Source organism: Actinoplanes sp. NPDC048791, from assembly GCF_040650095.1.
In the GTDB taxonomy this organism is placed as follows: Bacteria; Actinomycetota; Actinomycetes; order Mycobacteriales; family Micromonosporaceae; genus Actinoplanes.
The window spans coordinates 1-12,047 of sequence record NZ_JBEZGQ010000161.1 but is presented as its reverse complement, the minus strand read 5'-3'; the positions used below and the strand labels follow the sequence as shown (position 1 = coordinate 12,047).

12 protein-coding genes and 1 tRNA gene are annotated in these 12,047 nt (G+C 68.3%); 6 read left to right on the top strand and 7 right to left on the bottom strand.

Annotated features, from left to right (window positions below):
* Positions 1-235: 235 nt before the first annotated feature.
* Both AB0C29_RS14860 and AB0C29_RS14855 read left to right on the top strand, forming a co-directional pair.
* Positions 236-1,105: a helix-turn-helix transcriptional regulator gene (locus tag AB0C29_RS14860; protein ID WP_360820353.1), complete on the top strand. Its 870-nt coding sequence runs from the start codon at positions 236-238 to the stop codon at positions 1,103-1,105.
* Positions 1,102-1,482, top strand: coding sequence for a VOC family protein (locus AB0C29_RS14855; protein WP_360820350.1), 381 nt, complete (start codon positions 1,102-1,104; stop codon positions 1,480-1,482). Before AB0C29_RS14860 ends, AB0C29_RS14855 begins: the two co-directional genes overlap by 4 nt.
* A 49-nt stretch (positions 1,483-1,531) precedes the next feature.
* On the opposite strand, the gene AB0C29_RS14850 is transcribed toward AB0C29_RS14855, so the two are convergent.
* Positions 1,532-2,383 (bottom strand): LPXTG cell wall anchor domain-containing protein, encoded by an 852-nt coding sequence (locus tag AB0C29_RS14850; RefSeq protein ID WP_360820347.1) that lies wholly within the window; start codon positions 2,381-2,383, stop codon positions 1,532-1,534.
* A 134-nt stretch (positions 2,384-2,517) separates the two neighbouring features.
* Between AB0C29_RS14850 and AB0C29_RS14845 the strand changes: the two genes are divergently transcribed.
* The 3 genes from AB0C29_RS14845 to AB0C29_RS14835 all read left to right on the top strand — a co-directional run bounded on the left by AB0C29_RS14845 (position 2,518) and on the right by AB0C29_RS14835 (position 7,428).
* On the top strand, positions 2,518-4,080 hold the full coding sequence (locus AB0C29_RS14845) for a phospholipid carrier-dependent glycosyltransferase (protein WP_360820344.1): 1,563 nt from the start codon (positions 2,518-2,520) through the stop codon (positions 4,078-4,080).
* A gap of 315 nt (positions 4,081-4,395) precedes the next feature.
* Complete coding sequence (locus tag AB0C29_RS14840) at positions 4,396-6,504, top strand: galactose oxidase-like domain-containing protein (RefSeq protein ID WP_360820341.1); 2,109 nt, start codon at positions 4,396-4,398, stop codon at positions 6,502-6,504.
* Positions 6,505-6,582: 78 nt separating this feature from the next.
* Positions 6,583-7,428: a GNAT family N-acetyltransferase gene (locus AB0C29_RS14835; protein ID WP_360820338.1), complete on the top strand. Its 846-nt coding sequence runs from the start codon at positions 6,583-6,585 to the stop codon at positions 7,426-7,428.
* Between the two features lie 33 nt (positions 7,429-7,461).
* Here AB0C29_RS14835 and AB0C29_RS14830 read toward each other — a convergent pair whose 3' ends face one another.
* A complete protein-coding gene (locus tag AB0C29_RS14830) occupies positions 7,462-8,130 on the bottom strand; it encodes a hypothetical protein (RefSeq protein WP_360820335.1) in 669 nt (222 codons plus the stop codon).
* Between the two features lie 89 nt (positions 8,131-8,219).
* On the bottom strand, positions 8,220-8,738 hold the full coding sequence (locus AB0C29_RS14825; RefSeq protein WP_360820332.1) for a hypothetical protein: 519 nt from the start codon (positions 8,736-8,738) through the stop codon (positions 8,220-8,222).
* A gap of 270 nt (positions 8,739-9,008) precedes the next feature.
* Here AB0C29_RS14825 and AB0C29_RS14820 point away from each other — a divergent pair, with 270 nt between their 5' ends.
* Positions 9,009-9,374 (top strand): hypothetical protein, encoded by a 366-nt coding sequence (locus tag AB0C29_RS14820; protein WP_360820329.1) that lies wholly within the window; start codon positions 9,009-9,011, stop codon positions 9,372-9,374.
* A gap of 329 nt (positions 9,375-9,703) precedes the next feature.
* Here AB0C29_RS14820 and AB0C29_RS14815 read toward each other — a convergent pair.
* The 4 genes from AB0C29_RS14815 to AB0C29_RS14800 all read right to left on the bottom strand — a co-directional run.
* Positions 9,704-9,778 (bottom strand) — tRNA-Val (locus AB0C29_RS14815).
* Positions 9,779-9,837: 59 nt separating this feature from the next.
* Positions 9,838-10,302, bottom strand: a complete 465-nt coding sequence (locus tag AB0C29_RS14810; RefSeq protein WP_360820328.1) for a peroxiredoxin — start codon at positions 10,300-10,302, stop codon at positions 9,838-9,840.
* 75 nt (positions 10,303-10,377) lie between these two features.
* Positions 10,378-10,809 carry a DUF3052 domain-containing protein gene (locus AB0C29_RS14805; protein ID WP_360820325.1) on the bottom strand — a complete coding sequence of 144 codons (432 nt, stop codon included), beginning with the start codon at positions 10,807-10,809 and terminating at the stop codon, positions 10,378-10,380.
* Positions 10,810-10,916: 107 nt separating this feature from the next.
* Positions 10,917-12,047: transketolase C-terminal domain-containing protein (locus AB0C29_RS14800; RefSeq protein ID WP_360820322.1), on the bottom strand; the 1,131-nt coding region annotated here is incomplete at its 5' end.

The window sequence follows — 12,047 nt, the reverse complement described above, 5'->3', positions numbered from 1 at the left end:
CGGCGGGCACGACCGGCCGCCGGCCGAGGGTGCCCTCGCGGTAGATGGTCGCCAGGCGGGCCCGCCCGGCGCCGGGGGTGACGGCGGCCGCCATGCGCGCTCCTCGATCAGGGGGCCGGGCGGGAAGCGCCGGCCTGTGCCCGCCACGCTAGATCGCGGGCCCGCCGCTGTCCCGGGGGAGGCAGGTAATGACAGAACCTCCATCGCCGGCCGGACCGCCCGTACCGTGGAGTGCGTGGACAACCGCAACGACATCCGCGAGTTCCTCGCCTCACGGCGCGCCCGGATCACGCCCGAGCGGGCCGGCCTGCCGAACTACGGCGGCCACCGGCGGGTCCCCGGGCTGCGGCGCGAGGAAGTGGCCCTGCTCGCCGGCGTGAGCCCGGACTACTACACGCGGCTGGAGCGCGGCAACCTCGGGGGCGTCTCCGACAGCGTGCTGGACGCGATCTGCCGCGCGCTGCAGCTCGACGAGGCCGAGCGGGCACACCTGACGGACCTGGCCCGGGCCAGCAACACCCCGGCGCGGGCCCGGCGGCGCCCGGTCACGCTGCGGATCCGCCCGGGCGTGCAGCAGCTGCTCGACGCGATGACCGACGCACCGGCGTTCATCCGCAACGGCCGGCTGGACGTGCTCGCCGCCAACAAGCTCGGCTACGCGCTGTACGCGCCGGTCTTCGACCAACCGGCCCGGCCGTCGAACCTGGCCCGCTTCGCGTTCCTGGACCCGCGGGCGACGGACTTCTACCCCGACTGGGAGGACGCGGCGAACACGACGGTCGCGCTGCTGCACACTGAGGCCGGGCGGGACCCGTACGACCGGGGGCTGACGGACCTGGTCGGTGAGCTCTCCACCCGCAGCGAGACCTTCCGGACCAGGTGGGCCGCGCACGACGTACGCCTGCATCTGACCGGGACGAAGCACCTGCGGCACCCGGTCGTCGGCGAGATCAAGCTCGGCTTCGAGGCGATGCCGATGCCGGCCGACCCGGGCCTGACCCTGACGGCCTACAGCGCCGAGCCGGGCTCACCGGCCCAGGACGCACTGCGCCTGCTGGCGAGTTGGTCGGCCACTACGGAAGAGAGCGTCACCACCGGGCCATGACTTCACACTGGACGCTGAGCGGTGACGCGGCGGACCCGCAGCGGCTCGCCCGGTTCTGGGCGCTGGCGCTCGGCTACATCGACGAGCCGGGCTACGACTTCGCCGACGGCGCGGCGCTGATCGACCCCGAGGGCCGGCTGCCGGCGATCAGCTTCCTGCGGGTGCCGGAGGGCAAAACCGCCAAGAACCGGCTGCACCTGGACATCCGGGTCGCCGCCGGGGAGCCGATGGACCCAGCGGTACGCGAACAGCGCATCCGCGCGAAGGTGGCCGAGCTCGTCGCCGCCGGGGCGACCGCCGTCCGCGAGGAGTCCTACGGTCACCTGGACCACGTGGTCATGCAGGATCCCGAGGGCAACGAGTTCTGCGTCGCCTGAGGGGCTCCCGGTCAGCGGCCTTCCGCCCCCTCGACGGACATCGCTCGGGTCAGGCGGTGAAGCTCCGGCGCCGGCGCCGGGCGACCACCAATGCCCCCGCGCCGCCGAGCAGTAGCGCGGCGCCGATCCCGGCGACCGTCGCGGTCTGGCTGCCGGTGACCGGCAGTCCGCCGCCGCTGCCGTCAGCCGGTTCCGTGGTGGCGGGCGCCGCCGTCGGCTCGGTCGTGGTGGGCGTCGCGGTCGGAGTCGCGGTCGCGGTGGCAGTCGGGGTCGCGGTCGGCTCGGTCGTCGGCGGGAGGACCAGCTTGACCCGCGCGAAACCGATCGCCCGCGGCTCGGCCGGGACGGGCAGCTCGCGCACCGTGAGATCGATGTCGGCGCCGGGGCCGGGAGCGGGCGTCGTGCCGCGGCCGCTGTCCGCCTTGGCCAGCGCTTCGATGCCGCCCTGGCGGTCGGCCCAGGCCTTCGAATACCACTGGAAGATCACCGAGGACCAGCGGTCGGCCCGCGCCTGCGCCGCGGCGGCCACGGGGAACGACGCGAGCGCGTACGTCTTGCCGGCGGCCAGCTCCCGGTCGATCTCGCACCAGGCGCCGTCGAGGTTGGAGTCGACGTAGTACTGGCAGTTGCCGAACTCCTTCGGCAGGTCGACGTCGTTGACCACGCGGACGTTGACCACGACGCCCGGCAGGGGCTCGGTGCCGAGGTTGGCGACCCCCAGCACGACGGGGACGGTCTCGCCCGACTTGACCGGGTAGGCGGTGACCTTGCCGTCACTGTCGAGCTCGGTCAGCGCGGCAAGCTTCGCGGTGTCGGCGTCGGCGGCGTGCGCGACCGACGGGACCGCGAGCACACCGGCGGTCAGCAGGATGGCGCCGAGCGCGCGCAGGCGAAACGTCATGGCAAACACTCCCCGTGGATGATCAGCCGCGCCACCATAGCCAACGCCCGGCCGATCCGTCTGCCCCGCACGGTGGTGCGGAATTCCGGCGAACAAGGTCCTCTGACCTCGACGGCGGACCCTACGATCGCCCGGTGACGATCGCGGCGGCAGCTCGGACTGCGCTCACCTCGCACCCGCCGGCCGATGCCTCGGGATCGGGCAGCGTGCCCGACATCGTGCGGCGGCGGCTGGCCACGCTGGAGAACTGGCTCGATCCGTACTCGTGGGCGGTCACCGCGGTCATCGTGGTGATGGCGGCGATCCTGCGCCTGAACGGGATCAGCAGTCCGCGCCGGCTGGTCTTCGACGAGAAGTACTACCCGACCGACGCGTGGGACATGCTGCAGCGCGGCGTGGAGTGGGACGAGACGAACAACGGCCCCGCGTACGTGGTGCATCCGCCGCTGGGCAAATGGTTGATCGCGCTGGGCGAGAAGGCGTTCGGCAACAATCCGCTCGGCTGGCGTTTTTCGGCCGCGATCGCCGGCACGCTGATGATCCTGATTCTGATCCGGGTCGCGTACCGGATGTTCCGCTCGGTCCTGCTGGCCGGAACGGCCGGACTGCTGATGACGCTCGACGGCTTCCAGCTGGTGCTTTCCCGCACCGCTCTGCTCGACATCTTCCTGGGGTTGTTCATCCTGGCGACCTTCGCGGCGGTGCTGCTGGACCGCGACCACTACCGCCGCCGCCTGCTGCGCGCGCTCGAAAACGGCTACGACCCCAGCGGTACGCCGAAAGTGCCGTGGATCGTGCCGTGGTGGCTGCTCGTCGCCGGTGTGTTGTTGGGGCTGGCGTGCGGGGTGAAATGGAGCGCACTGTTCTTTCTGCCGTTCCTCGCCGCGCTGATCGTTGCCTGGCGGGTGGGCGCGCGCCGTTCCGCCGGTATCCGTGGCCCGCTCATTGCCGGCATCGTGGGTGATCTGGGCTGGGGCGTGCTGAGCTTCCTGCTGACCGGCATCTTCTATCTGGCCTCGTGGACCGGCTGGTTCGTCACCGACTCCGGCTATTTCCGGCACTACCGCGAGGCGATCGGCCTGAACGAGCCGCCGATCCTGGGACCGTTGCTCAATCTGCTGCATTACCACTCGGTGGCGTACACCTTCCACAGCGGCCTGACCGACCAGCATTCGTCGCAGTCCTGGCCCTGGCAATGGCTGTTGCTGGGCCGCCCGGTGCCGTTCTATTGGAACGGCACCGGCGACTGCGGCGCCCCGAGCTGCGCCAGCGAGATCCTGCTGCTGGGCACGCCCATTCTGTGGTGGTCGTTCCTACCCGCGCTGGGCGCGCTGGTCTGGTTCGGCATCGCGCGGCGGGACTGGCGGGCCCTGGCCATCGGTACGGGCGTGGTGGCCGGCCTGCTCCCCTGGTTCTGGTACGCCGTCAAGGACGGCCGGACGATGTTCTCGTTCTACGCGCTGCCCGCCCTGCCGTTCCTGATCCTGGCCGTGGTGTACGTCCTGGGCGCGATCATGACGCCGGCGCGGGACGAAGCCGCCCATCCGGACCGCCGGTTGATCGGCACGGTCGTAGCCGCCGGGTACATGGTCGCGGTCGCCCTGTGCTTCGCCTACTTCTTCCCGATCTTTGTCGGCCAGTTGATGACCTACGAGAACTGGTACGACCGGATGTGGCTGGGCACCCGCTGGGTCTAGTTCGGAATTTCCGCCTTTTTCAGCCTGTGTAACGGCTTGCCGCGGGACCGTGCGGAGCCAATTGTCCACTCGCCATCCGAGGTTGTCCGTTCGGTTGTATCACGTGCCCGGATGGAGTCGCCAATCGGACCCAATGCACGTCCGGCAGGCATTGATGATCACTTTAATCAAGGTTAAGGTGACGCCACTGAACACATAAGACGGTCAGCGAGACGACATTCGCGGATCTCGCACCAACGGGGATACAACTCGACGTGGGTTCCGGCGCGCCGTCCACAGCTGCTGATCATTGATCTCCGGCGAAAGGACCCTGCCATGCGTACCCGTCGTAGGTTGATCTGGTCTTCTCTGTTGTCGGCGGCATTACTTTTCGGCGGCTCGGCAACAGCCGCCGGCGCACCCGGCCAGCCGGCGGCCGAGCCGCACACCCACTCCCACGAGCACGCCCAGGAGCACGCTCACCTGGCGGACGACGCCGAGCACATGGCCGAGGACCTCGTGGGCACGCCGATGCGGGAAATCGAGCAGAAGACCGGAGAAAAGGCTAGACAGATCGAACGCCAAACCGGGGTACGGCCCGGGACGGCGCGCGCCACCAACCGGGCACTGGCCGCCGATCCCGGGCAGTCGGGAGCGTGGAGCCCGGTCACCGCCACGTCGGTCGTCCCGGTGTTCCAGGCGGTGCTGCCGAACGGCAAACTGCTGATCTGGGACTCCGTCGGCGACAACGCGGCCGAGTCCTATCCGAATCACACCTTCACCCGCGCCATGGTGTGGAATCCGGCCGACAACACGACCAAACGGGTCGACCTGCAGGGCTCCAACATCTTCTGTGCCGGCTTCGCGCACCTGGCGAACGGCAACATTCTCATCGCCGGCGGAAACGCCAACGCGCAGCTCGCCGGAACGGTCCGTACCTACGTGTTCAACTGGCAGACCGAGACGTGGACCCGCGGCAAGGACATGGCCGCCGCGCGCTGGTATCCGGCGGTGACGCAGATGGCCAACGGCGAGGAGGTCATCATCGGCGGTGGCCCGACAACGGCCGAGGTGTACCAGGCGAACGGCGCCATTCGCGCGCTGACCGGCTTCACCAAATACGGCGCTCGCCTGTATCCGTTCATGGGCTCGCGTCCCGACACCCAGCTCGGACTGATCGGCCCGTACACGACCGGATACACCATCAACACCCCGGGAAACGGCGTGATCACGGGGACCGCGACGCGGGACGCCATCACCCGGGACTACGGCAGCTTCGCCACGTACGACGTGGGGAAGACGATTGTCGTCGGCGGCGGAAACATCACCGAGGGCGGCGTCGCGAAGGTCCCCAGCCGGACCGCGGTCGTCCTGAACAGCACGACCGGCCTGATCCCGACCGTCGCAGCGACCGGCTCCATGACAACGAGACGCCGTCAGCACAACGCCACTGTGCTCGCTGACGGCTCGGTGCTGGCAACCGGGGGCATGACCAGTGCCGCAACCTCCAGCTTGGTCGACCTGAACAACGCCGCGACAGCGGCTGAGCGGTGGGATCCGGCGACGGGCCAGTGGACGGAGCTGGCGAGCGCGAGCCGTATCCGGCAGTACCACTCGACGGCGGCGCTGCTGCCGGACGGGCGGGTCATGACCGGAGGCGGCGGCATCTGCGGGATCTGCATGACCGCGGGATACCTGGAGAAGAACATCGAGTACTTCAGCCCGCCGTACCTGTTCAAGAAGGACGGCACCGGCGAGCCGGCGACCCGCCCGACCATCTCGGCGGCACCGGCCAGCGTGGCCATCAACACGAACTTCTCGGTCACGGTCGGCGACGCGACGGACATCAGCAAGGTGGCACTGGTCGGCCTCAGCGACGTGACGCACGGCGTGGACCAGGGGCAGCGCTACGTCCCACTGAAGTTCACCGCCTCCGGCACGACACTGACGGTCACCGGCCCACCGACCGGCGGCGTGACGCCTCCCGGCTACTACATGCTCTTCGTCATCAACTCCGAGGGCGTGCCGTCGATCGCCAAGATGGTCCAGGTCGCCAAGAGCCCGAACCCGCTGATGAGCGGCGTCAAGAACGGCACGCGGTGCATCGACGTACCGTCCTCGGCGCTGGCGATCAAGACCTATCTGCAGGCGTACGCATGCAACAACACCAAGGCGCAGGCGCTGACCCGCCTGCCGAACGACAACACACTGCGGGTGCTGGGCAACTGCATCGACGTACCGTCGTCGACGTACGTGACGGGTCAGAAGATCTGGACCTACCGATGCAACAACTCAGCGGCCCAGACCTGGCAGTTCCGTACTGACGGCACGGTCCGGCCACTGGGTAACACGGCGCTGTGCCTGGCGTCGGCTTCGACAGCCAGCAAGGCGGCGATCCTGATCGCCACCTGCAACGGCAACGCTCTCCAGAAATGGACCTGGTAACGAGCACAACCGGGCGGTGGGCGCGGAGGCTCCGAATATCCGCGCCCATCTTCCGAACATCGGGCCTAGGGTGACTCCGTGGATGCCAGCCGATCGCCCCTCTTCTGTGACGTCAACCTGGCCAGGCGCATCGAGCAGGCGGAGGCGCAGCTCATCACCGAATGCAGCCGCGCCTCCCAGGGTCGAACCGGGGCCACGACTGGGTTCGTCACTTCTGTGGCCGGCGGTGTGGCGAGCTTCGCCGAGAGTGACTCGCCGTTCAACAAGGTCGCCGGGCTGGGCTTCAGCGGAGTGCCGAGCGCGGCCGAGATGGACGAGATCGAGGAGGCCTTCGCCGCCTGCGGCAGCGAAGTCCAGATCGAGCTTGCGCACCTCGGCGACCCGGAGATCGGCACCTTTCTCACCGAACGCGGATACCGGCTCGTCTCGTTCGAGAACGTGCTGGGTCGTGCCCTCGACCGCGTCGAGCGAGTCACTCCGCCCGGTATCGAAGTCCGGCCGAGCAACGACGACGAGTTCGAGGCCTGGCTCGCTGTCGTCGTGGATGCCACGCTCCACCCGGATACGCAAGGAGTGCCGTGGCACGAGGAGTTCCCGCGCCAGATCCTCGAGGATGCTGAACGGGACGCCACTGCGGCCGGGGTAACGCGCTACACCGCACGGCGCGATGGGGTCATCGCCGGCGGAGCCAGTCTCCGAATGGCCGACGGCATCGCTCAGCTGACCGGTGCGGCTACGGCCTTCGAGCACCGCCGCCGAGGCGTACAGACGGCGCTGACTTCGGCCCGGCTCGCCGACGCGGCCTCCGCGGGCTGTGACATCGCCGTGGTGACGACCCAGCCGGGGTCCAAATCCCAGCAGAATGTGCAGCGCCAAGGATTCGACCTTCTCTACACCCGCGCGGTCCTGGTGAAACAATCCTGAATACCGCAATCGCGATGCGGTCCGGTGCTTCTGTCAGCGGGTATTCGATTCCGGCGGCGTGGCATCGTGCGGCACCGGCCGCCACGATGGGGATTTGGCCTGCGCCTTCTGCGCCTCAATCCCCACTCGAGGATCGCCGGTGTGAAGTCCCGACCACCAGCGCTTGCCATCGGCGACAAAATCCTCCAGCGCAACCGAAGTCCCATCGGCGCGCAGGACCCGAAGCCGCTCGAATTCCACGACGCCCTCGATGCAGTAGGCGACCTGGTCGCCGTCCTCCTCGCGGCCGCACTCGTTGAACCAGTACAGGCTGTGCCTCGCCGGCGTCGACGCCAGTCCGAGGTCCAGGCTCAGGAGATCCGGCCAGTCATCGATCAACTCTGGCGCATCCAGGAACCGCCAGCCGTACATGGACCCGGACCAGGACAACGAGGCCAAGAACTCGTCGACCGATTGCAGGTCGGGCAAGGGCACGACCGGCCCATAGGCGTCCGCCCCCAGCCGATCGCGACGGAGCAGAACCTGCACCCTCGACGGCTCGGACAGGACGAGCATTCTGCGGGTGTCCGGATCAACCGGACCATACTCGGGCACCGAGAAGACGTGCAGCAACAGCACGATGCTTCCTGATCGCTCCTGAATGCCCACCACATCGGACTCGTTCAGCGCGACGTCGAGCTCACCCCACCAGGACTCGCCCACGACTTCTGCCCTTCAGCCATGAGATTTGATCGTTGCATCAACCTGCGGCAGAAGCTCGGCGATATGAGGGTTCTGGATGGACGTTGAGATCAGTGTGCTGTGGTCGGTGATCCACTCAGCAGCCAACCCGTCGCGCAGCGCGGCGAGTTGTCCTCGATCCGGAAGACGGGCGGGTCGGCGCTCGGCGCAAGGTATGTCACGTAGGACGTTCCCCCGCTAATGCTGGTGACCTGCCCCGCCGCGTCGCCGCTCTCGGTCAGCACCGAACCATTGGGGAGACCAGGTCCGTACGTCTTGGCACGGCACTTGGAATCCCAGAACGTCAACGAGCCCGTCTCGACAGCGATGATCACCACACCGGGATGGTGATGCCAGCCGGTGTAGCCGCCGGCCTCGAAGATGAACCGCTGAACGCGAACATCGGTCCGCTTGTTCGTCTGCACCTTGACCCCGTCGCTGTTGATCTTCACCTTGTGATCGAGGTCCGCCGTTACGAGGACGGGCGCGGTGAAGCCACTTCCGGGCGATGCGAGGGCAGGCGGCGGCAGAAGAGCAGCCCCCAGGAGCACTACGGCTGGTGCGATCATGAGCAGACGGCGGCGGTTCATCGGGACTCCTCGGTGCTTTGGAGACCGAAATGGTTCCCCGGCCTCAGTGCCAGTGGAGAACCCCCGCACTGCCACCATCCGCCCGGCCCCTGACCCTGTCCATAGCTCGATCGGATGCCATGAGGCGTGGGACAGACCTTGATCTCGACAACTCGCCGGCGGCGGCCGCGATCTGCGCCGGAGCCAGCCGTAGATGGGTTTCGAGACCGCAAGATCGGACTCCCGCGTGGTCGTTAAGGTGCACTCTCCACCCAGCGGCAAAGGACACCGATGGACAACCGCACAGACCCAGTCGAGATCATCGCTCGGGTTTCAGAAAATGACGGCAAGGGTCGTGCCTTCGAGGTATGGCTGTACAAGGCCGCCAAAGAGGGATGGTCTGTCACGGTCGAGGCCACCATGGTCGACGAGCCCGGGGACCAGTGCGGCACCGTAAAAATCGATGGCCTCAAGTACCGCATCCGTCACGCCAAGCGAGTCCGCGAGCGCGTCGGTTACATCCAACCCGGTCGAGACCTGACGGCTGCCGCTGTTGACATAGCTACAGGCGAGTCCGACGACATTTTCTGGACGTGGGAATTCGGCCACGCGGCTTGGGCCGACCCCATCGTCGAGGACCATGCCCTGCCGGGGTGATCACACGTGCCGGCATTCCGCACTCCACCACAGCCGACATTCGTCTTCCTGGGGCTCGCCTTCCTCGTTCTGGGCACCGGAATGGCGGCGAACATCGTCCGGGACCGGGCGTCGGAGTCGTTCCTGCCGGATCAGCTGAGCCAGCTGGCTTACCCGTGCATCGCCATCATGTGGGTAGCCCTCGCGTGGCGGGATTCGGATGTGCAGCTTCGGCCCCGACGGGCTGTGGCAAGAGACGCCATCGGGCGCGTCACCCGGCTGCCGCGCCGAAATTCCCCGGCGCGACCACCGCAACGTGGGGAGTCCGGGGGTCGCCCCCGGAGCCAGCATGGTGGGCGCGGTAGGTTTCGAACCTACGACCCCTCGCTTGTAAGGCGAGTGCTCTCCCACTGAGCTACGCGCCCGGTTCCCGTGGTAACCGGAGTGGTCATCGTACCCTTCCGGTTTCTCGCGCCCGGAGGGCCTAGAAGATCGTTTCTTTCAGGGTGTCGCGCCAGCTTCGCTGGTCCCGGCGCTCGCCCACGGCGTGCTCGTCGGCGTAGCGGACCACGCCCTCCTTGTCGATCACGAAGGTTCCGCGGTTGGCCACGCCGGCCTGCTCGTTGAAGACTCCGTATGCCTGCGCCACCGCCCCGTGCGGCCAGAAGTCGGACAGCATCGGGAAGTTGTAGCCCTCGGTGTTCGCCCAGATCTTGTGGCTGTAGACCGAGTCCACGCTCACCGTCAGCACCTGCACGTAGTCGTTCGCGTACTGCGGGAGGTTGTCGCGGATCTCGGCCAGTTCCCCCTGGCAGGTGCCGGAGAACGCCAGGGGGTAGAACACCAGCAGGACCGCCTTGCGGCCGGCGAAGTCCGCGAGAGCGACCTCCTGGTTGTTCTGGTCCTTCAGCGTGAAGTCCGGCGCCTGCGTTCCCACCTCGATCGGCATGGGATCACGATACCGGGCGTACGTCGAATGGCCGGTCGCCCGTCCTCAGGGCGCCGGCCGGCAGAAGTGCCGCAGCTACTTCTTCTTCGCGCCTCGCGGGGACACCAGCCGGGCTGCCGTCCAGTCCTTGCCCGCGTTCACCGTCGAGGTCTGCTGGAGGCCGGCAGTCTGCGCGGACTCGCTCACTTCACTCGGCTCGACGTGGCCTTCGCGGCCGGCCTTCGGGGTCAGCAGCCACACCACTCCGGTGTCGGCGAGCGGCCCCAAAGCATTGGTGAGCAGGTCGAACAGGTCACCGTCGCCGTCTCGGTACCAGAGCAGTACCGCGTCGACCACCTCATCGGTGTCCTCGTCTTCCAACTCCCCACAACGTTCGGCCAGGGCGTCACGGAGGTCTTCGTCGACATCGTCGTCGTAGCCCATCTCCATGACGACCGAGTCCGGTTCGATCCCGAACCGGTCCGCCGGGCTACGTACGCCGTCGGCCTGACCAGCGGTCGCGCTCACTGTCGAATGCCTCCTTGTTCCGTGGTCGGGACCGATGCCGGTCCCGGTCTGGGTAGTCCACACAGTTGTGGCTCTGCGCGCAAGTGGCGCACCGAGTGTGTGGCAATTTACCGCGCCAGCAGCGCGTGGGCACCCTGTGTGATGGCATCTTCCCCGATCAGGACCTGTTGTGCTGCCGGACCCAGCGGAACGAACGAGTCCGCGGCGGCCACCCGGCGGGCCGCGCCGACGAATCCGCCGTCCACGAGAGCTGCCAAGATGCCCTCGCCGACGCCGCCCGAGCGTCGCGTCTCGTCCACGATCAGCACCCGTCCGGTCGCCGACGCCTCCCTGACCAGGTCGGCTGTGGGCAGCGGGGACAGCCAGCGCAGGTCCACCACGCGCGAGCCGTACCCCTGGGCGGCCAGCCGGGCCGCCACCCGCAGCGACATCGGCAGCCCGTTGCCGAACGTCAGGATGGTGAGATTGTCGGCCGACCCGATCGGGTAGGTCCGGGCGCGCCCGATCGGCGTGTGTGCGTTCGCCCACTCCAGGGGCCCCGCGTACGGCGCCAGCCACTCGTTGTCGCCCGGTTCGTACAGGTCGCGGGTGTGGTACAGCGCGATCGGCTCCAGGTAGACGCAGACGCTGCCGTCGGCCGCCGCGGCGGCCAGGCAGGCCCGCAGCATCGGTGCGGCGTCCGCGGCCCGCGCGGGCACGGCCAGGACCAGCCCGGGTACGTCGCGCAGCACGGCCACCGAGTTGTCGTTGTGGAAGTGGCCCCCGAAGCTCTGCTGGTAGGCCAGGCCGGCGACCCGCACGACCATCGGGTTACGGAAGGCTCCCTTGGAGAAGAAGCCCATCGTGGCCGCCTCACCACGCAGCTGGTCCTCGGCGTTGTGCAGATAGGCCAGGTATTGGATCTCCGGGATCGGGAGGAGTCCGGCCAGCCCGGCGCCCAGGCCGAGGCCGAGGATGGACGTCTCGTCGAGCAGGGTGTCGAAGACCCGTTCGGCCCCGAACCGGTCGCGCAGGTTCTTCGTGACGCCGTACACGCCGCCCTTGACGGCCACGTCCTCGCCGAACAGGACCGCGCCCGGGGTGGCCAGCAGGGCGTCGGTGAGGGTGGCGTTGATGGTCTGCGCCAGGGTCAGCGGACCGCCCTGCTCGGGCAGCTTGCCGCCGAAGATCTGGGAGCGGGCGTGCGCGCCCGGCCCGCCCGCCCTGGTGGCGGCGTCGGCGATCTCCCGGGCCGTGCG